15 protein-coding genes and 1 tRNA gene are annotated in these 19964 nt (G+C 71.7%); 8 read left to right on the forward strand and 8 right to left on the reverse strand.

Annotation, left to right across the window (positions count from 1 at the left end):
- Together ON36_RS20585 and ON36_RS20590 are read left to right on the forward strand one after the other, a co-directional pair.
- Positions 1-1616, forward strand: a 1616-nt coding sequence (locus ON36_RS20585; RefSeq protein WP_052314182.1) for a PTS fructose transporter subunit IIC, incomplete at its 5' end; no start/stop codon positions are given.
- Positions 1617-1642: 26 nt separating this feature from the next.
- Positions 1643-1900 carry an HPr family phosphocarrier protein gene (locus ON36_RS20590; RefSeq protein ID WP_043656110.1) on the forward strand — a complete coding sequence of 86 codons (258 nt, stop codon included), beginning with the start codon at positions 1643-1645 and terminating at the stop codon, positions 1898-1900.
- A gap of 93 nt (positions 1901-1993) precedes the next feature.
- On the opposite strand, the gene ON36_RS20595 is transcribed toward ON36_RS20590, so the two are convergent.
- Positions 1994-2067, reverse strand: a tRNA-Met gene (locus tag ON36_RS20595).
- 534 nt (positions 2068-2601) lie between these two features.
- Here ON36_RS20595 and ON36_RS20600 point away from each other — a divergent pair.
- Positions 2602-3147, forward strand: a complete 546-nt coding sequence (locus ON36_RS20600) for a transglycosylase family protein (RefSeq protein ID WP_043656113.1) — start codon at positions 2602-2604, stop codon at positions 3145-3147.
- Positions 3148-3217: 70 nt separating this feature from the next.
- On the opposite strand, the gene ON36_RS20605 is transcribed toward ON36_RS20600, so the two are convergent.
- A complete protein-coding gene (locus ON36_RS20605; RefSeq protein ID WP_043656116.1) occupies positions 3218-6202 on the reverse strand; it encodes a UPF0182 family protein in 2985 nt (994 codons plus the stop codon).
- Between the two features lie 119 nt (positions 6203-6321).
- On the opposite strand from ON36_RS20605, the gene ON36_RS20610 reads away from it, so the two are divergent.
- Positions 6322-6906, forward strand: a complete 585-nt coding sequence (locus ON36_RS20610) for a PPA1309 family protein (RefSeq protein WP_043656119.1) — start codon at positions 6322-6324, stop codon at positions 6904-6906.
- 1 nt (position 6907) lies between these two features.
- On the opposite strand, the gene ON36_RS20615 is transcribed toward ON36_RS20610, so the two are convergent.
- Positions 6908-7933: a YlbL family protein gene (locus ON36_RS20615; protein ID WP_083885273.1), complete on the reverse strand. Its 1026-nt coding sequence runs from the start codon at positions 7931-7933 to the stop codon at positions 6908-6910.
- A 127-nt stretch (positions 7934-8060) separates the two neighbouring features.
- Between ON36_RS20615 and ON36_RS20620 the strand changes: the two genes are divergently transcribed.
- The 3 genes from ON36_RS20620 (at position 8061) to ON36_RS20630 (ending at position 11916) form a co-directional block, all read left to right on the forward strand.
- Positions 8061-9449, forward strand: coding sequence for a zinc-dependent metalloprotease (locus ON36_RS20620; RefSeq protein ID WP_043656124.1), 1389 nt, complete (start codon positions 8061-8063; stop codon positions 9447-9449).
- Positions 9450-9643: 194 nt separating this feature from the next.
- Positions 9644-10531: a TOMM precursor leader peptide-binding protein gene (locus tag ON36_RS20625; RefSeq protein ID WP_052314183.1), complete on the forward strand. Its 888-nt coding sequence runs from the start codon at positions 9644-9646 to the stop codon at positions 10529-10531.
- Complete coding sequence (locus ON36_RS20630) at positions 10528-11916, forward strand: ABC1 kinase family protein (RefSeq protein WP_083885274.1); 1389 nt, start codon at positions 10528-10530, stop codon at positions 11914-11916. The genes ON36_RS20625 and ON36_RS20630 overlap by 4 nt, the downstream gene beginning before the upstream one ends.
- A 109-nt stretch (positions 11917-12025) precedes the next feature.
- Here the strand turns inward: ON36_RS20630 and ON36_RS20635 are convergent, their stop codons facing one another.
- Positions 12026-12313, reverse strand: coding sequence for a WhiB family transcriptional regulator (locus ON36_RS20635; protein WP_052314186.1), 288 nt, complete (start codon positions 12311-12313; stop codon positions 12026-12028).
- A gap of 601 nt (positions 12314-12914) precedes the next feature.
- Positions 12915-15071, reverse strand: a complete 2157-nt coding sequence (locus ON36_RS20640) for an ATP-dependent DNA helicase UvrD2 (protein ID WP_052314184.1) — start codon at positions 15069-15071, stop codon at positions 12915-12917.
- 98 nt (positions 15072-15169) lie between these two features.
- Between ON36_RS20640 and ON36_RS20645 the strand changes: the two genes are divergently transcribed.
- Positions 15170-15400 (forward strand): mycoredoxin, encoded by a 231-nt coding sequence (locus ON36_RS20645; RefSeq protein ID WP_043656129.1) that lies wholly within the window; start codon positions 15170-15172, stop codon positions 15398-15400.
- Positions 15401-15415: 15 nt separating this feature from the next.
- On the opposite strand, the gene nudC is transcribed toward ON36_RS20645, so the two are convergent.
- The 3 genes from nudC to ON36_RS20660 all read right to left on the reverse strand — a co-directional run.
- On the reverse strand, positions 15416-16309 hold the full coding sequence (nudC, locus tag ON36_RS20650) for an NAD(+) diphosphatase (protein WP_043656131.1): 894 nt from the start codon (positions 16307-16309) through the stop codon (positions 15416-15418).
- Positions 16310-16349: 40 nt separating this feature from the next.
- A complete protein-coding gene (locus tag ON36_RS20655; RefSeq protein WP_052314187.1) occupies positions 16350-17408 on the reverse strand; it encodes a potassium channel family protein in 1059 nt (352 codons plus the stop codon).
- Between the two features lie 66 nt (positions 17409-17474).
- Positions 17475-19964: 3'-5' exonuclease (locus ON36_RS20660; protein ID WP_052314185.1), on the reverse strand; the 2490-nt coding region annotated here is incomplete at its 5' end.

Raw genomic sequence — 19964 nt, forward strand, 5'->3', positions numbered from 1 at the left:
GAACGGATTCCGGTGCCGGCGGCGACGCCGGACCCGAGCCGGCACCGCGCGATGCGCACGCGGACACGGCGAGCCGCGCCGACCGGGCCGGGGCCGGGAACACCGTTGGCGAGGGGGGTGATTCGGCGCCGTCCGGCGCGGAGGAGCCCCTGATCGTCGCGGTCACCGCGTGCCCGACCGGGATCGCGCACACGTACATGGCCGCCGACTCGCTGCGGCTGGCAGGCGAACGCGCCGGTGTGCGGGTGCGGGTGGAGACCCAGGGTTCCAGTGGCGGAACGACGCTCGACCCGGCGACGATCGCCGCCGCGGACGCCGTCATCTTCGCGACCGACGTCGGGGTCAAGGGCAGGGGCCGGTTCGCGGGGAAGCCGGTGCTCGAATCGGGGGTCAAACGCGCGATCAACGAACCCGACACCATGCTCGCCGAGGCCATGGCCGCCGCGCGGGATCCGGGCGCGGCCCGGGTGAGCGGTGACGGCGGGGCGCCCGCGGCCGAGACGGCCGGGGGGCTGGGCTGGGGTACCCGCCTGCGGCAGATCCTGCTGACCGGCGTCAGTTACATGATCCCGTTCGTCGCGGCGGGCGGCCTGCTCATCGCGCTGAGCTTCCTGCTCGGCGGCTACGAGATCGCCGACAACGCCAAGACGATCGTCCTGGACAACTCGCTCGACGATCTGCCGGACGGCGGCCTGGCCACCTACCTCGGCGCCGTGCTGTTCCAGATCGGTTCCCTGGCGTTCGGCTTCCTCGTACCCGCGCTGGCCGGCTACATCGCCTTCGCCATCGCCGACCGGCCCGGCCTCGCACCGGGTTTCACCGCGGGCGCGATCGCGGTGTTCGTCGGTGCCGGGTTCCTCGGCGGCCTGGTCGGCGGGCTGATCGCCGGCTTCGCTGCCCTCTGGATCGGCAAACTCGGGGTGCCGCGGTGGGCGCGCGGGCTCATGCCCGTCGTGGTGATCCCGCTGTTCGCCTCGATGGTCGTCGGCGTGGTGATGTTCGTCCTGCTGGGCAAGCCGCTGGCCGCGGTCACTTCCGGCCTCACCGAGTGGCTCAACGGGCTCACCGGCAGCTCGGCGATCGCGCTCGGCATCATCCTCGGGATCATGATGTGCTTCGACCTCGGCGGTCCGGTGAACAAGGCCGCCTACGCCTTCGCGGTCGCCGGGCTCAACGTGAACGACCCGGCCTCGCTGCGGATCATGGCCGCGGTGATGGCCGCGGGCATGGTGCCGCCGCTGGCCATGGCGCTGTCGACCCTGGTCCGGCCCGGGCTCTACACCGAGGCCGAACGGGAGAACGGCAAGGCCGCCTGGCTGCTCGGCGCCTCGTTCATCTCCGAGGGCGCCATCCCCTTCGCCGCGGCCGATCCCCTGCGGGTGCTGCCGTCGATGATGCTGGGCGGCGCGGTCACCGGCGGGCTGATCATGGCCACCGATGTCACCCTCAGCGCCCCGCACGGCGGCATCTTCGTCTTCTTCGCTATCGGCGGCATCGGCTGGTTCCTGGTCTCGCTCGCGGCGGGCACCCTCGTGGCCGCGGTCTGCGTGACCCTCGCCAAGGAGCTCTTCCGCAGGAAGGACGCCGCCCCCGACTCCGCCCTCGTCCCCGCGTAAAACCCTCTCGAACAAGGAGAAACATCATGGCAAGCACCACCGTCACCGTCGGTTCCTCGGTCGGCCTGCACGCCCGCCCGGCCGCCCTGATCGCGGAGGCCGTCGCGGCCGCGGGCGTCCCGGTCACCCTGTCGCTGGTCGACGGCGACCCGGTCGACGCGGGGTCGGCGCTGATGATCATGACCCTCGGCGCCGCGGCGGGCGACCCCGTCGTGGTCGCCAGCGAGGACGACGCCGTGCTGGCGAAGATCGCCGAGATGGTCGCGAGCGACCTCGACGCCTGACGGCCCGGCCGCGGTGATCCCGCACCGCTGACCGGCGGGATCGTCCCGGAAAAGCGAAAGACCCGGATCCTGAGGGATCCGGGTCTTTCGTAGTAGCGGGGACAGGATTTGAACCTGCGACCTCTGGGTTATGAGCCCAGCGAGCTACCGAGCTGCTCCACCCCGCGTCGGTGAACACAACATTACACACGAGTGCACCCGGATGCCAAATCGCCAGGTCAGAGCGGAGATTCCGGCCGGAATGCGGAGCCTGGAGTCGATCATGAAACCGGGGGTCGCCGACAAATGTGACCCACCTCACGACATTGCACACTCCGGCCGACCCGCGCACCCGCCGCGCGGCGTACACCCACCCCGCGGCACGCATTCCGAGTGACGGGCGTCACTATTTCGCGGTGATCTCACACACATAACGTGTAGATAACAGGCCGATGGGAATGCGCCCGATACCCCGGCGTTTCCTGGGTAAACATCGAAAAGACATCTATTCCGTTCACGCAATTCCCGCGTTATCAAGACGTGATCATCGCGCGGATTCTGGTTACCGTCTCTTCCACGGCCCGGATCAACCAGTGATGGGCACGAACGCGCACCGTCGAACACCGGCGACCCTGTCCCGCGGTGCGTGGATCCCCGACGACCTGGGGACAGGGGCACGGCAGAGCACGACGCCGCGCGGCGGACGCAGGGAGGGAATACACATGACTGAGAACCGGAAGTCCCGCACCACCCGCGCCCTCGGCCTCGCGGCCATGACCGGCGCCCTGGTTGCCGCTCCGTTCGCACTCTCCACCGGCACCGCCTCCGCCGCCGCCCACGACTGGGACGGCGTCGCCCAGTGCGAGAGCGGTGGCAACTGGGCCATCAACACCGGCAACGGCTACTACGGCGGCCTGCAGTTCTCGCAGAGCACCTGGGCGGCCAACGGCGGCCAGGGCTCGGCCCACAACGCCTCCAAGGAAGAGCAGATCCGCGTCGCGGAGAACGTGCTCGCCAGCCAGGGCGTCGGCGCCTGGCCGCACTGCGGTCAGTACCTGCGCGCGGGCGTCTCCGAGCCCGAGCCCATCCCGGCCCCCGTCGAGGAGCCGGCCGTCGACCTGCCGGTCGAACTCCCCGCCGAGGCCCCGGCCTCGGTCGACGCGGCCGTCGAGCTCGCCAAGACCACCTTCGCCGGCCTGGCCGACCAGCACGGCCTCACCGATCAGTACAAGCAGCTCGTGCCGCTGCTCGACCAGATCGGCCGCTGACCCGGAGGTCCCCCTTCACGAACGAGGACCCCGCCACCGTGACGGTGGCGGGGTCCTCGTTTTCGCGCGATCAGCGGTTGGCGTCCTGGTACGCCTTGGCCGCGGCGTCCAGTTCCTCGAGCGCCTTGCCCAGGTCGGCGAAGTTGCCGCCGCGCATCGCCGCGCGGGCCGCGTCGATCTTGCGGTTGAGCTCCGCGGCGGCGACGTCCTTGGCCGAACCCGAGGGCGGGGTGGTCGTCCCCGGCTGCGGGGTCGTCCCCGGAACGGGCTGGGTGGTGCCCTGGTCCACCGGCGGGGCCGTCCCCGGTTTCGGGCGAACGGCCGGGTCGCCGCCGAACGGTGTCGCCAGCGCGCCCGAACCAGGGAGCACCTGGTTGAGCGCCTCGGCCAGGGTCGCCGCGTAACCGACCTTCACGCTGCCACCGGCGTCGCGATAACTGACCAGCACGCGCAGCAGCTGCGGGAAGGTCGAGGAGTTCGGGCCGGTGTTGCGTTCGTTGTAGAACGGCTCCACGTAGAGGATGCCGCCGTCGGCCACCGGCAGGGTGAGCAGGTTGCCGTAGCGGATCTTGTTGGAGTTGGACAGCAGCGTCTTCTCCCGTGACACCGCGTCGGCGGTGGTCATGGAGTTCTGTACCTGCTGCGGGCCCTGGGTCTGGGTGTCGACCGGGAGCTGCAGCACGGTGAACTTGCCGTACTCCTCCGGATCGGACTTCACCGAGATGTAGGCCGACAGGTACTGCCGGTTGTAGCCGACCATCGCCGAGGTCAGGTTGAACACCGGTTTGCCGGTCTTCTGGTCACCCAGCAGCATGTAGTACGGCGGCTGGTTGAAGTTGCCGCCCTCGATGGTGGGATCGCTGGGCACCGACCAGAACGCGTTGTTGGTGAAGAACTCGCGCGGGTTGTCCACGTGGTACTTCGTCAGCATCTCCCGCTGAACCTTGAACAGGTCCTCGGGGTAGCGGAAGTGCGAGCGCAGCTCCGGGGAGATCTCGCTCTGCGACTTCACCGCGTTCGGGAACACCCCTCGCCAGGCCTGCAGGACCGGGTCGCTCGGGTCGGTCTCGTAGAGGGTCACCGTGCCGTCGTAGGCGTCGACGGTGGCCTTGACCGAGTTGCGGATGTAGCTGACCTCCTTGCGGGGCAGCAGGCGGCCGGTCTTCTTGTCGATGCTGTCCTCGACCGCGCCGTCCAGGGAGGTCCGCTGGGCGTAGGGGTACTTGTCGAGGGTGGTGTAGGCGTCGACGATCCAGACGATCCGCTTGTCGACCACGGCCGGGTAGGCGTTGCCGTCGGTGGTCAGCCAGGGGGCGACCTTCTGCACCCGATCGCGCGGGCCGCGGTTGAACAGGATGCGCGAATCGTCACCGATGGCCGAGGAGAACAGGATGTTGCGCTCGGCGTACTTGGCCGCGAAGGCCAGCCGGTTGAACCAGTTGCCGATCGGCACGCCGCCGCTGCCCGCGTAGGTGTACTGGGCGTCGTCGCGGTCGTACTCGCGAGCGGGCTGGCCCTGGACGCCGCCGACGATCGCGTAGTCCGGATCGGACTGGGCGATCATCTCGCCGAAGTAGATGCGCGGCTGGTCGACCTTGATCTGCTGCTTGTCCGGGTCCGAGGACAGATCGGAGACCATGAAGATCGGGTAGCCGGAGTCGCTGCCGCCCGCGGCGTTGGGCACGTCGGACTGCGGCTTGTTGACCCGGTTGGCCGGGGCGGCGACGAAGCCGTTGCCGTGGGTGTAGACCGTGTGCTTGTTGATCCAGTCGAGCTGGTTGCCCGACAGCGCCTGCGGGTGCAGTTCGCGGGCCGCCACGATGTAGTCCTGGACCTCGCCGTTGAGGGTGTAGCGGTCGATGTCCAGCGACTCGGGGAAGCCGTAGAAGTTCTTCAGCTGACGCAGCTGGGTGAACGTGGGCGAGAGGATGTTCGGGTCGAGCAGGCGCGCGTTGCCGATGGTGGCCGCGTCGACGGGCACCTCCTGCGGGTTGCGGCTGCTCTCGCCCTTGTACGCCTTGTACTCGACCTTGTCGTCGGTGATCCCGTACGCCTGCCGGGTCGCCTGGATGTTGCGCTCGATGTACTCGCTCTCCTTGTCGGCGGCGTTGGGCCGCACGGAGAACTGCTCGACCACCATCGGCCAGACCGCCCCGACCAGGATCGACGACAGCACGAGCAGCGCCGCCGCCATCGCGGGCACCCGCAGGTCCCGCAGCACGATGCCCGCGAAGAAGGCGATGGCGCAGATGACCGCGATCGCCATCAGGATCAGCTTGGCGGGCAACACGGCGTTGATGTCGGTGAACGAGCCGCCGCCGAACGTGGGCTCCTTGCGCGTGCTCGACAGCAGGTCATAGCGGTCGAACCAGTACGCGATCGCCTTGAGCAGCACGAAGATTCCGGCCAGCACGGCCAGCTGCACGCGCGCCGAGCGGGTCAGCGTGCCCTCGCGGCCGGACAGGCGCAGCCCGCCGAAGACGTAGTGGGTGACCAGGCTGGCGAAGAACGCGATGACCACCGCGACGAACAGCCAGTTCAGCACCATGCGGTAGAACGGCAGGTCGAAGGCGTAGAAGCCCACGTCGAGGTGGAACTGCGGGTCGGTCTGGCCGAAGTCGCCGCCGTGCAGGAACAGCTGCACCGTCGTCCAGTTGGACTGCGCGACCAGGCCCGAGAGCAGCCCGAGCAGCACCGGGATGCCGATGCCGAACAGCTTGAGCCGCGACTGCACCGTGGCGCGGTAGCGCGCGATGGGGTCGTTCGGCCCGGCCTGGGGCACGAACACCGGGCGCGACCGGTAGGCCAGCAGCAGCGCCAGCCACACCACGAGCCCGACGAAGGCCGCCACGACCACGAACAGGATCAGCCGGGTGCGCAGGACACCCAGATACACGCTGCGATAACCGACTTCGCCGAACCACAACCAGTTGGTGTAGGTGTCGGTCAGCCGTGGCCCGAGCAGCAGCAGGACTGCCAGGACGACTGCCGTCACCAGCAGCACCCGGCTGCGCCGGGACAACGAAGGTAAGCCGGTGGGGGGCCGCATGCCCACGATGCCACTCTCCAGGGTCCGATGTGTGCGGTGTGGTCCGTCGCCGGACCGTCTCCGGCCCACTCTACGGAAATCGGACACCGCTCAGGTGCCAGGGCCGAATTTGATTGGATGGGCGTGTGACCGATGACCAGCATGCCGAAGTCGTCCTCGCCCGCTGTGTGCGCGAGGTGATCGAGTTCGCCGACGCGGAGGGTTGGGGGAACCCGCCGCAGATGTTCGCCCTCGTGCCGACCGCCGACCTCGTCGCGGCCGAGCCGACGCTGCTCGACCAGCTCGAGGACGGCAGCGAACTGACCCCCATCGCCCAGGAGGCGTTCCCGGACGACATCACCGGGGGGTCGATGGCGCTGGACGAGTTCCTGGCCACCACCACCTGGCCGGAGACGGTGCACGGCTGCGTGCTGGTCCAGGAGATCGTCGTGCTGCCGCCGGACGCGGAGACCGACCTCGACGAGGCGCTGGTCCCCCTGCTGGCCGACGCCGACGCCGCCGACGCGGCCGGGCGCGCCGCCGCCCACGCGCATCCGGGCCGCCGCGACGCCCGGCTCATCGCGGGCGCGCTGCGCAGCGGCGAGTCACTGGCCCTGCTGCAGATCCGCCCCGAGGACGACGCCGACGACTTCGGCGACCTGGACCTGCGCACCTACCCGAATCTGGCGTCCGGACTGGTCGAGGCCCTGCACCACACGCTGGCCGACTAGGTCAGCCGCAGGACACGGGCTCGCGGCCCGCGTTGATGTCGTCGAGCGAGCGGACCGCGCCGTCGAGGTTCTCCACCTTGACCAGGCGCAGCCCGTCGGGCACGCGCCTGCTCGCCTCGGCGCAGTTGTCGGCGGGCACGAGGAACGTCTCGGCGCCGGCGTCGCGGGCGGCCATCATCTTGTACTGGATGCCACCGATGGGACCGACCTTGCCCGTCTCGTCGATGGTGCCGGTGCCCGCGACGAACCGCCCGCCGTTGAGCTCACCGGGCGAGAGCTTGTCGATCAGCGCCAGGCTGAACATCAGGCCCGCCGACGGGCCGCCGATGTCGGCGAGGTTGAACTCCACCTCCAGCGGCGGCCGCGCGCCCTCGGTGGGCGACATGCCCAGGTAGCCCTTGCCGGCGTCGTCCGGCCGGGCGGCCAGGGTGATCTGCGCGGTCCGGTCCTCGGAGCCGCGCCGGAACGCGACGGTGATCACCGTGCCGGGCGCCTTCGTGGAGACGATCTCCACCACCTTGGCCGGGTCGGTGACCGGGGTCCCGTCGATGGCGATGAGCTCGTCACCGGGTTCGAGCACGCCCTTGGCCGGGCCGTCGTCGCCGACCGCGCGGACCAGCACGACGGTGGGCATCTTCAGGAAGTGCAGGGCGGCGATCTCGGCGTTGGCCTCGGAATCCTTGAAGTCCTGCTTGTTGGAGTTGTCGACCTCTTCGCGCGACACGCCCGGCGGGTAGACCTCCGCGCGCGGGACGAGGCCGTGCTCGCCGCTGGCCCAGAAACCGAACGCCTCGAAGAGGTTGAGCCCGTCGCGCACGGAGACGGTGGTCATGTTGAGGTGTCCGGTCGTCGGATCGAGGGGGGCGCCGGTGACGTCGACCACCTGCTTGCCGTCGACCTCCCCGAGCGTGTCGAAGGTGGGTCCGGGGCCGAGTGCGACGAACGGCACGGTGACCACGCTGCCGACCACGCCGAGCACGAGCACCGGAACCAGGGCGGCGATCAGGGTGAGGATCCGACGATTCACTCGGCCCACCCTAATGTCGGGGGCCCGCCGACATCGGCAGTGGCACGGATTCGGCGCCGCGGCGTGGTCGGCGATTTCGCGACGCGCGAACACAAGACCCCGGGGGTGCCCGCGTAACGTTGAGGGTATGAGCGATCTCCCCTTCGGCTTCTCGAACCGCGACGACGACGAGTCCGGCAAGCGGCGCGACGAGGCAGGCGGCGCCGGAGCGAACGATCCGTTCGGCTTCGCCGCCGGCGGTGCGGGCGGATTCGATCCTTCGCAGCTGGGTCAGATGCTGACCCAGCTGGGCCAGATGATCAGCGGCATGGGCCAGGGCATGGCGCCCGGCGCCGCCGGGTCGGGGCCGGTCAACTACGACGTGGCCAAACGCCTGGCCCGCCAGCAACTCGGATCGACGGTGGCGCCGGTCACCGCGAGCACGACCAAGGCGGTGACCGATTCCGCGCACCTGGCCGAGCTGTGGCTCGACGGCGCGACGGTCCTGCCCGCGGGCGCCACCCGGACCGTCGCGTGGACCCCGAACGACTGGATCGAGGAGACGCTGCCGACCTGGAAGCGGCTCTGCGACCCGGTCGCCGAGCAGATCTCGGGGATGTGGACCGCGCAGCTGCCCGAGGAGGCCAAGCAGTTCGCGGGCCCGATGGTCGGCATGCTCGGCCAGATGGGCGGGCTGGCGTTCGGCTCGCAGCTGGGCCAGGCCCTCGGGCAGCTGGCCAAGGAGGTCCTGACCTCCACCGACATCGGGCTCCCGCTCGGCCCGGCGGGTACCGCCGCGCTGCTGCCGACCGCGATCTCGGCGTTCAGCGAGGGCCTGGAGCAGCCCGAGAGCGAGATCCTGGTCTTCCTGGCCGCCCGCGAGGCCGCCCACCAGCGGCTCTTCGCGCACGTGCCGTGGCTGCGCCAGCAGGTGCTCGGCGCGGTCGAGGACTACGCGCGCGGCATCCGGATGGACTTCTCCGCGATCGAGGAAGCCGCCCAGGGCATCGACCCGATGGCGCTGGCGGACCCGTCCAAGCTCGAGGAGCTGCTCTCGCAGGGCACCTTCGAACCGCAGACCACCCCCGAGCAGAAGATGGCGCTCGAACGCCTCGAGACCCTGCTCGCCCTGATCGAGGGCTGGGTCGACGTGGTGGTGTCCGACGCGACCGGCGACCGGCTGCCCGGCGCGGGCGCCCTGTCGGAGACGCTGCGCCGCCGCCGGGCGACGGGCGGTCCGGCCGAGCAGACCTTCGCCACCCTGGTCGGCCTCGAGCTGCGCCCGCGCAAGGTGCGCGAGGCCGCGGCCCTGTGGCGCCGGCTGACCACCGACGCGGGCATGGAGAAGCGCGACGGGGTGTGGGCCCACCCGGACCTGCTGCCCGACTCCGCGGACCTGGACTCCCCGGCCGGCTTCATCGACACCGTGATCGGCGGCGGCACCGGGGCTTTCGACGACCCCCTCGCACAGCTGGCCGAGACCGAGGCGCGCGAGCGCGACGAGGCGGCACGCAAGAACGACGACGACGAGGACTGACCTCCGCTCCTCGGCGAGGGCCCGGCACAGATGATCTTGTGCCGGGCCCTCGGCCGTTGTCCCCGCCCGCGCCGAAAGCCGCTCCCACCTCGCCGTGTGCGCCGTCCGTCCCGGTTGTGCACAGTGCTCATCCCTGTGGACAACCCGCCGTTGCGGGCCGCGGCCGACCTCGGCGGGTTCGCATACTTCCAGCCATGACCACCATCACCCCGCTGCGCGGACCGATGCTCAACCCCCGGGTGACCCGTCTCGTGCGTCCCTCGGGGACGGTGCAACTGGGCTGGGACCCCGAACGCGCGCTGCTGCTCGAGACCACGGTGCTCGACACCGCCACGGTGCTGGCCTTCCTCCAGCTGCTCGACGGGCTGCACTCCCGGCCCCAGATCGTCTGGCAGGCGGGCGAACTCGGCATCTCCCCCGGCGACACCGAGGCGCTGCTGGCACTCATCGACGGAGCCGGGCTGCTGCTCGTGCCGCACCGGCCCGAGGGACGGGTCCGCGAGATCGTGGTGCACGGCACCGGGCCGCTGGCCGACGCGGTGTCCACCGGCCTGCGCACGGCGGGCCTGCGCCCGGGCCGGACCAGGGACGTGCGCCCGGACGCGGCGCCGCCTGCCTGCGACCTCATGGTGCTCACCGACACCCTCATGGTCGACCCCCGGCTCTCGGTCGCGCTGGTGCTGCGCCGGATTCCGCATCTGCCCGTGCGCGTGCGCGACGGCGTCGGGGTGGTCGGCCCGCTCGTCCTGCCCGGCCGGACCAGCTGCCTGCGCTGCGCCGACCTGCTGCGCGCCGGGCTCGACGCCGACTGGCCGCATCTGGCGGCGCAGTTGCAGAACCGGGTCGGCCACGCCTCTCCGGCCGGGATCGCCGCCACCGCCGCCCTCGCGCTCACCGAACTCGAGGCGATCGTGGCCTGCCGGCCGCGCCCCCTCGACATCCTCGACGCCACCCTCGAGCTCGATCTGGACACCCACGAGGTCCGGCGGCGTCCGTGGCCGCCGCACCCCGACTGCGGCTGCCGCACCCTGACCAGCGAGGACACCGCCGCCGCCGGAGTCGCGCGCGGACGGTGTCGATGATCTCCTGGCACGGTCGGGCGGGCTTCGGCCATGATGGTGACGTGTCCGAGATCGTGCGCCGCACCTCCGCCCGCAATGCCAAGCTCGCCAGGATCCCGCTCGGCATCGCGGGCCGCGCCGCCGTCGGCTTCGGGAAGAAGCTCGTCGGCGGCGACAAGCAGCAGATCAACGCCCAGCTCAACCAGAAGGCCGCCGAGCAGCTCTTCGCCGTGCTGGGCGAGCTCAAGGGCGGCGCGATGAAGTTCGGGCAGGCGCTGAGCGTGTTCGAGGCCGCGGTCCCCGAGGAGTTCGGCGAGCACTACCGCGAGGCGCTGACCAAGCTGCAGGCCTCCGCCCCGCCCATGCCCGCGGCCACGGTGCACCGGGTCCTCGACGAGCAGCTGGGCACCCGGTGGCGGGAGCGGTTCCGCTCCTTCGACGACACCCCGGCCGCCTCGGCGAGCATCGGCCAGGTGCACCGCGCGGTCTGGTCCGACGGGCGCCCGGTCGCGGTGAAGGTCCAGTACCCCGGCGCCGACGAGGCCCTGCGCTCGGATCTGAAGACGCTGTCGCGGATGAGCTCGATGTTCGCCTCGATGGTCCCCGGCGCCGACGTCAAGCCGATGCTGGCCGAGATCACCGAGCGCACCGAGGAAGAACTCGACTACCGCATCGAGGCCGCCAACCAGCGCGCCTTCGCCGCCGCCTTCGAGGGGCATCCCGACATCGTGGTGCCGCGCGTGGTGGCGGGTGCGCCGAAGGTGATCGTCACCGAATGGCTCGACGGCACACCGGTTTCCGCGCTCATCGCCGAGGGCGCCCGGGATCCGGAGGGCACCCGCGCCCAGCGCGACCGGGTCGCCGAACAGCTGGGTGTCTTCCACTTCTCCTCGCCCGAGCGGGCCCACCTGCTCCACAGCGATCCCCACCCCGGCAATTTCCTCATCCGGCCCGACGGCAAGCTCGCCGTGCTCGACTTCGGCGCCTGCGCGCCGCTGCCCGACGGGTTCCCGGAGGAACTGGGCCGGATCCTGTTCCTCGCGGTCGAGGAGGACTACGCGGCGCTCACCGAGCTGCTGCACGAGCACGGTTGGGTCATCCCCGGCCGCACGCTGACGCACGAGGAGATCGCCGCCTACCTGCGCCCGTTCAGCGATCCCATCCGGTCCGAGACCTTCCACTTCACCCGCTCGTGGATGCAGCGGGTGGCAGGCAAGGCCTCGGAGTTCTCCAGCCCGGAGATGAAGACCGCACGGTCCATGCAGCTGCCGGCGCAGTACGTCATGATCTTCCGGGTGCTCGGCGGGTCGGTGGGCATCCTCGCCCAGCTCGACGCGGAGCTGTCCTTCCTGCGACTGGCGCGCGACTGGGTGCCGGGCTTCCGTGAGGAACGCTCGGCGTCCTGAACCGCTGATCCCCGCGGCGCGCCCGCGCGCGGAATCCCCCCGAAGACAAACGAACCGCCCACCGTCGCACGGTGAGCGGTTCGCTTGCGGTACAGGCCCTTTCCCGGATTCATGCCGGGATCGCGACCTTGCGCGGGCGGCCACGGGGGCGCTTGCGGGCGATCACGACACCCTGGTCGAAGATCTCACCGCCCCAGACACCCCACGGCTCGCGCCGATCGATGGCCGCGTCGAGACAGCGGGAGCGGATCGGGCACGCGGCGCACAGCGCCTTGGCCTCCTCCAGCTCGCGCGGGCTCTCGGCGAACCACAGGTCGGGGTTACCCGCCCGGCAGGGCAGGACCTTGGTGATCTCCCGGGCCCGCGGAGTCGGGGCGACCGTGGTGCGGCATGTCACGTCAGTAGTGGCGCTCGGCCAGTCCTGGGCGGTGAACACGTCGTTCTCCTTCAGCTCGTGTGCAGCGATTCGTTTCGTTCTGTGGGCGAAACCGCTGCCTACGGCCGAGGGGCCGAAAACAATGGCCACGGTTTCGCTTCTCGTGCGATCCGTGGCCAGAAGGTCCGGGAGAGTTCCCTACCTAGTTCGACAGGTGTGTCGAGTTCTGATCACGTTCGCTGGGTGGACGCGGAGTGCGTGGGTGTCGAAAACCGGGAATCCCCCCGGGTTTTCGGCACCGGTGGTCTCAGCCACCGGACGCCAGCCGCCATTGGGCTTGTCCTGCATCGCGGCAGGGACCGTCAGCAGCGCGTGGCGCCGCCGCGAACCCTGAATCTCGACGCCGGACAGACCGGTCCCCTGCAGAGCGAGGACCCCCCGGGAGGCCGACAACAGCTGCGGTGCAGCGACAGCGCAGATGCTGATGCCGTAATTGCTTGCCATTGGTCTCGCCTCCCTTCCGTGTTCGTGCCGTCGTTGCTGAATTCTTGGGCGCACCGAAATCACTCCCGGTGCGTGCTCTCCACCATAGGAGATGGCGAAGAACCTCACAACCTATTTTCTACCTGCGGTTTTGTGCCGAGGATCGCAGGCGGGAAGCGACGATCGCGAGCACGTCGGCGCCGTAGGTTTCGATCTTCTTGGCCCCGATGCCCGCGATCGCGGCCAGGGCGGCGTCGTCGGCGGGCAGTTGCTCGGCGATCGCGGTGAGGGTGGTGTCGGTGAACACGACGAACTCGCGCACCCGCAGCGCCTCGGCCTTCTCCGCCCGCCACTCGCGCAGCGCCTCCAGCAGTTGCGGGTCGGGCTCGCCCGGGCAGCGCCTGCACCGGCCGAGCATGGTGGCGTAGGTGCCGATCAGCGGTTTGGCGCACACCCGGCACAGCGGCCGGGTGCCCGAGGGATCGGTGGGCCCGGTGGCCGCGGTGGCGATGCGGGAGGCGGGCGAGGTGTCGGGCACCAGCCCGTTGAGGAAGCGGGAGCGGCGCCGGGCGCGGCGGCCGCCGGGAGTTCGCGACAGCGCCCACGACAGGCTCAGGTATTCGCGGGCCCGGGTGACGCCGACGTAGAGCAGGCGGCGTTCCTCCTCGAGGCCGGCCTGATCGGCCACCGCGCCGCCGTCGCCGAGGACGTGCAGGATCGGCAGCGTGCCGTCGGTCACACCGACCAGGAACACCGCGTCCCACTCGAGGCCCTTGGCCGCGTGCAGCGACGCCAGGGTGACGCCCTCGACCGTCGGCGGATGCTTGGCCTCCGCGCGGGCGGCGAGCTCGCGCAGCAGACCGGTGAGGTCCATGTCGTCGTCCTGGCCGACCAGTTCCTCGGTGAGCTGCACCAGCGCCAGCAGCGAGGACCAGCGCTCGCGGGCCTGGGCGCCCGCGGGCTCCTCGGCGGTCAGCCCGACCGGGGCGAGGGCGGCGCGCACCAGGGTGATGAGCTCGGCGCCGGAGCGGGCCTCGTCGGGCAGGTCGTCGCGGGCGTCGGCCTGCCGCAGCGCGTGCACCGCCTGGCGGACCTCCTGGCGCTGGAAGAAGCCCTCGCCGCCGCGCACCTGGAACGGGATGCCACGCGCGTTGAGCGCCTGCTCGTAGGGCTCGGACTGGGCGTTGATCCGGTAGAGCACCGCGATCTCGGCGGCCGGGGTGCCCGCGGCGAGGAGCTTCTTGATCCGCCCCGCGACCGCGGCCGCCTCGGCGGGCACGTCGGGATGCTCGGCGAACTCCGGTTCCGGACCGTCGGGGCGCTGCCCGATCAGCTGCAGGCGGGTGCCCGCGATACGGCCCCGCGCCGCGCCGATGACCCGGTTGGCCAGCGACACCACCTGCGGGGTCGAGCGGTAGTCACGTTCCAGGCGCACCACGGTGGCGTCGGGGAAGCGGCGCGAGAAGTCCAGCAGGTAGTCCGGCTTGGCGCCGGTGAAGGAGTAGATCGTCTGGTTGGCGTCGCCCACGACGGTGACGTCGTCGCGGTCGCCGAGCCAGGCGTCGAGCACCCGCTGCTGCAGCGGGGTGACGTCCTGATATTCGTCGACGACGAAGCTGCGATAGCGCCCGCGGAACTCGTCGGCCACCGCGGGGAAGTCCTCCAGCGCGGCGGCGGTGTGCAGCAGCAGGTCGTCGAAGTCGAGCAGCAGGCCGTCCGGGGAGGTCTTGAGCGTCTCGTAGCCGGAATACACCTGGGCGACCCGCGCGGGATCGAACGGCGCCTGGCGCTGCAGGCGGGCGGCGGCGACCGGATAGTCCTCGGGGGCGATCAGCGAGGCCTTGGCCCACTCGATCTCCGAGAGCAGATCGCGGATGGTCTCGGTGGCGGTGCCGAGGCCCGCGCGCTGGGCGGCCTGGGCGACGAGCGGGAACTTGCTGTCGACGAGCTGCCAGGGCACGTCGCCGACGACCTGGGGCCAGAAGTAGCGCAGTTGCCGCAGCGCGGCGGCGTGGAAGGTCCGGGCCTGCACCTGGCCCGCCTCGCCGCCGAGGCCGAGCGCGCGCAACCGGTTGCGCATCTCGCCCGCGGCCCGGGCGGTGAAGGTGACGGCGAGGACCTGGTCGGCCTTGACGTGTCCCCCCGACACCAGGTGCGCGATGCGATGGGTGATGGTGCGGGTCTTGCCGGTGCCCGCGCCGGCCAGGACGCAGACCGGGCCCCTCGGTGCCCGCACCGCGGCGGCCTGCTCCGGATCGAGGGCGGCGAGATCGAGTACTGGCACGCGCACCATCATGACAGCGCCCGCCGACAACCCGGGGCACCGCGTCGCGGAACATCGCGCGCGATCCCGGCGTTGCATCCACCGTGACTGATGCGACCCCTGACCTGACGATGTACTCGACCACCTGGTGCGGCTACTGCCGCCGCCTCAAGACCCAGCTCGACGAGGCGGGCATCACCTATACGGTCATCGACATCGAGGAAGACCCCGCCTCCGCCGAGTTCGTCGGCTCCGTCAACAACGGCAACCACGTGGTGCCGACGGTGAAGTACCGCGACGGCTCGACCGCGACCAACCCGTCGCTGGCGCAGGTCAAGCAGGCCCTGGCCGCACAGGCCTGAGCCCGGCGGCGGCGCTCAGCCGACCCAGGATTCGATGATGGTCCTGGCGATCGAGATCGAGCCCGGCACCAGCAGGCGCGACTCGCTGCGCTGCGCCGCCGCCCAGTCGCCCGCGTGCAGGGCCGCCCGCACCTCGTCGCGGGTGAACCAGTGCGCCTCGGCGATCTCGCCGTCGGCGAAGACCAGTTCCTGCTCCGGGTCCCCGACCGCGGCGAAGCCGACCATCAGCGAGCGCGGGAACGGCCACGGCTGACTGCCCAGGTACTCGATCTCGCGCACGTCGACGCCGACCTCCTCGCGCACCTCGCGTTCCACGCAGTGCTCGAGGGACTCCCCCGCCTCGACGAAACCGGCCAGCAGCGAGAACATCCGCTCCGGCCAGGCCTGCTGACGGGCCAGCAGGACCCGGTCGGCGCCGTCGTGGATCAGGCAGATGACGGCCGGGTCGATGCGGGGGAACTCCTCGACGCCGTCGGCCGAGAGCCGCGACCAGCCGCCGCGCGACGGGGTCGTCGTCGTGCCGTCCACGCCGTGGAAACCGGCCTTGTCGTGCCAGTTCAGCAGGGCGTACGCGGTGGCGAGCAGGTCGGCGGTGAAGTCGTCGACGGCGCCGAGGCTGCGCAGGTCGCGCAGCTCGCCCTCGAGCGAGGGATCGCGGACCGCCCACAGGTGCACCTCGTCGGCGACGCCGAGGAAGATCGCCGACGGATCGGGTTCCTCTCCGAGCGAGATCGCGGTGTCGAACACCACGCCGGTCTCGGCGAAGCGCACCCGACCCCGGGCGTCGACCCGCAGCAGCCTGGCCTTCCCCCAGCCCTCCCGCAGGGCGCCGGGGTCGAGGCGCACGGCCTCGGCACGGTCGACGGTGGAACGCGACAGCAACGGAACAGCATTCAGCCGGAACGACACGTTCGAAGACTAGCGCCCCCGGCCGCCGCGGGGCGAACCGCTATTTCCCGGTCCGCCGGATGTAGAGCAGCTTGTCCGAGGCCTCGAGCGCGTCGACCTGCGGTTCCCCGACCCGGATCAGGTCGCCGCCGCGCACGACGCCGAGCACGATGTCGGACAGGTGGCGCGGCGAACCGCCCACCTCGCCCGGCTCCACCTCCCGTTCGGCGACGGCGAAACCGTGCTCGGGGGTGAGCAGGTCCTCCATCATCTCCACGACCGTCGGGGTCGTGGTGGCGATGCCGAGCAGCCTGCCCGCGGTCTCGGAGGAGACCACCACCGAGTCGGCGCCGGACTGGCGCAGCAGGTGGGTGTTCTCGGCCTCGCGGATGGCGACGACGATCTTGGCGGTCTTGTTCAGCTCGCGGGCGGTCAGCGTCACCAGCACGGCGGTGTCGTCGCGGTTGGCGGCGACGACGACCGAGGCCGCGCGCTGCACGCCGGTCAGCCGGAGCACATCGGACTTGGTGGCCGAACCGTGCACGGTGACCAGGCCCGCGTTGGCCGCCGCCTCCAGCGCGTTGGCGTCGGTGTCGACGACCACGATGTCCGAGCGCTGCACACCGTCACCCAGCATGGCGTCGATCGCGGTCCGTCCCTTCGTGCCGTAGCCGACGACCACGGTGTGATTCCGCACGCTGTGCCTCCATCGCTGAATCTTGAACGCCTGCCGTGACCGTTCGGTGAGCACGCTGAGGGTGGTGCCGACCAGCACGATCAGGAACAGGATGCGCAGGGGGGTGATGATGACGATATTGGCCAGGCGCGCCTCGGGCGTGATGGGCGCGATGTCGCCGTAGCCGGTGGTCGACAGCGAGACCGTCGAGTAGTAGAAGGCGTCGAGGAACGACAGCTCGTCACCGGAGTTGTCGCGGTAGCCGTCGCGGCCCAGGTAGACGACCAGCGCGGCGGCGAACAGCAGCGCGATGGCGAACAGCACGCGCCGGGCCAGCGAGATCCACGGACTGGACTGCACCGCCGGGATGCGCAGCAGACCGACCAGCGCGTAGTCGGGGCTGCTGCCCAGCCCGACCGGTTTGCTCGTGGCGTCACCGAACATCGGTTCCACCCGCCCCCCGGTGGCTCGTCACGGCGGTCTGTTCTGGTTCCGGCACAGTGCGCGAGCCTACCCGTTCTCGGGCGCGGCTTCGCGGATCAAGCGGGCCAGTTCCTCGGGTCCGGCCAGCACCGAGGGGGCGATGGTGCGCCCGGACCGCACGTAATGGAATGCGGCGCCGACCCGTTCGAGCATCCGCGCCTCGCTCTGCCCGGTCCGCGCGGCCATGAGCCGGGCCCAGGCGAGCCGGTAGACGGCCAGCTGCACGGCCACCGCGGGCTCGTCGGCGGGGCCGGGTTCGGCGCCGGTCTTCCAGTCGACGACGATCCAGCGGTCGCCGGGTTCGGCGAACACCGCGTCCATCCGGCCGCGGATCACGGTGCCCGCGATGCTGGTCTCGAACGGCACCTCGACGTCGACGGGGGTGCGCTGCGCCCACGGGGACCGCTGGAAGGCGTCCTGCATGGCGGCCAGTTCGCGGTCGGCGCGGCCCGCGTTGTCGGCGGCGCCGGGGAGCTGGTCGAGGCCGAGGAGCTGGTCGGCGCCGAACCAGGTCTGCACCCAGGCGTGGAAGGCGGTGCCGCGCCGGGCCATCGGGTTCGGCGGGTAGGGCAGCGGCCTGCGCAGGCGCGCGGCCAGGCGCGTCGGGTCGGCGCGCAGCTCGACGAGCGCGGTCGCCGGGAGCTGGCCCGGCAACTCGACGCGCTGGTCGGCGGCCTTGGCCTCGGTGAACTCGGCGAGCAGGGCGTCGACGTCCTCGGCCCACCCGTCGGGGTCCGCCGCATCGTCGGGTTCGCCCGCGCCGGCGCGGAGTTCGTCGAGCGCCTCGCGCACCAGGGCGGCGCCCGCCTCGATCGGGTCGCGCCGGGCGCCGAGCGGGTCGCGGGGCCAGCGGGCGGTGGCCGGGTCGTCGGCGAACGGGTTGACCGCGTCGGGGGCGGGCGGTTCGTCCCAGCGGGCGACGACCGCGGCCCCGTGGGCGGGACTGCCCGGATCCTCGCTCGCTTCCTTCAGTTCGAGCAGGAACGCCGAGGGCCCCTTGGGTTTGGTGCCGGTCTCGGCCCAGTGGTGGCCCGAGACGAGCAGGACCCGTTCGGTGCGGGTGAGCGCGACGTAGAACAGCCTGCGTTCCTCGTCGAGGCGGCGGCCGCGCAGGGCGGCCCGGTTGGTGTCGAGGGCGCGCTGCAGGTCGGCACGGTCGCCGACCTCGCTCAGGTCGAGGACGGGCACGCCCTCGGTGGCGTCGGGCTGGGCCCGGTCACCGCGCAGGGTGGTGGGCAGTTCGGCCAGGGCGCCCTGCCAGGTGCTCATCGCCGTCTCCGAGGGAAACACCTTGTCGGTGACGTGCGGGACCGCGACCACCTCCCATTCCAGGCCCTTGGCGGCGTGCACGGTCAGCACCTGGACCCGGTCACGGGCGACCTCGACCTCGCCGGGTTCGAGGCCGTCCTCGACGGATTCGGCGGCGGTGAGGAAGGCGAGCAGGCCGCCGAGGGAGGCGTGGTGCCCGTCGGCGTACCCGGCGACGACCTCGGCGAAGGCGTCCAGGTGCTCGCGGCCCGCGCCCGCGCCCGCCACCGCGCGCCGGGCCTGGGACTCCACCCCGACGCCGATGGTGCGTTCGACGTCGGCGACGAGTTCGGCCAGGGGCTGGCCGCTGCGCTCGCGCAGGGCCGCGAGTTCCTCGGCCAGCGCCAGGATGCGCCGGTAGCCGGGTTCCGAATAGTTCTCCGGCGGGCCGGGGTCGGCCAGGGCGTCGGCCAGACCCGCCTTCTCGGCAGGCTCGGGCGCGACCTCGCGCAGCGCGGCCGACAGGGCCGCGGCGTCGGTGATCGCCGCGCCGGTCTCCTCGGGGGAGCGGCCGATGGACAGCTGGCGGGCGCGGCGGGCCAGCGCGGCCAGGTCGGCGACGCCGAGCCGCCAGCGCGCGCCGGTGAGGATCCGGACGGCCGCCGACCCGGTGCCCGGTTCGGCGATGAGGCGCAGGGTGGCGACCACGTCGGCGACCTCGGGGGTGGCCAGCAGGCCGCCGAGCCCGACGATCTCCACCGGGAGTCCTTGCGCGCGCAGGGCTTCCGCGATCGGCGCGGCGTCGCCGTTGCGCCGGATCAGGACCGCCGAGGTGGGCGGCGGCCGTTCCGCCGCGCGGGCGGCCCGCCATTCGGCGGCGATCCGCTCGGCGATCCACTCCCGTTCCCCGGCGACGGTGTCGGTGAGGGCCAGCTCGACGACGCCGGGTTCGGCCGCCGGCTTGGCGCGCAGGGCGTCGACCGTCGCCCCGCCCGCGGCCCTCGCGCGCTCGCGCAGCGGGTCGGCGACGAGGTTGGCCAGGGCCAGCGCCTCGGGCGGGTTCCGCCAGCTGGTGAGCAGCGGCAGGATCGGCGCGGGAACGCCGGGGGCGCGGGGGAAGTCGGTGGCGAAGCGGGGCAGGTTGGCGGCCGAGGCGCCGCGCCAGCCGTAGATGGACTGCATGGGATCGCCGACGGCGGTCACGGCGGGCGCGGGCGGGACGTCGCCGCGCCCGGGCGGGTCCGGGCGGCCGCCGGGCGCGGCGGGCCC

Source organism: Nocardia thailandica NBRC 100428, from assembly GCF_000308795.1.
In the GTDB taxonomy this organism is placed as follows: Bacteria; Actinomycetota; Actinomycetes; order Mycobacteriales; family Mycobacteriaceae; genus Nocardia; species Nocardia thailandica.

Excerpts from the sequence above, each read along its gene's own strand:
- ON36_RS20590 (WP_043656110.1), top strand. The coding sequence starts at position 1,643 with ATGGCAAGCACCACCGTCACCGTCGGTTCCTCGGTCGGCCTGCACGCC.
- ON36_RS20600 (WP_043656113.1), top strand. The coding sequence starts at position 2,602 with ATGACTGAGAACCGGAAGTCCCGCACCACCCGCGCCCTCGGCCTCGCG.
- ON36_RS20620 (WP_043656124.1), top strand. The coding sequence starts at position 8,061 with ATGAGCGATCTCCCCTTCGGCTTCTCGAACCGCGACGACGACGAGTCC.
- ON36_RS20625 (WP_052314183.1), top strand. The coding sequence starts at position 9,644 with ATGACCACCATCACCCCGCTGCGCGGACCGATGCTCAACCCCCGGGTG.
- ON36_RS20630 (WP_083885274.1), top strand. The coding sequence starts at position 10,528 with ATGATCTCCTGGCACGGTCGGGCGGGCTTCGGCCATGATGGTGACGTG.
- ON36_RS20640 (WP_052314184.1), bottom strand. The coding sequence starts at position 15,071 with ATGATGGTGCGCGTGCCAGTACTCGATCTCGCCGCCCTCGATCCGGAG.
- ON36_RS20645 (WP_043656129.1), top strand. The coding sequence starts at position 15,170 with ATGTACTCGACCACCTGGTGCGGCTACTGCCGCCGCCTCAAGACCCAG.
- ON36_RS20655 (WP_052314187.1), bottom strand. The coding sequence starts at position 17,408 with ATGTTCGGTGACGCCACGAGCAAACCGGTCGGGCTGGGCAGCAGCCCC.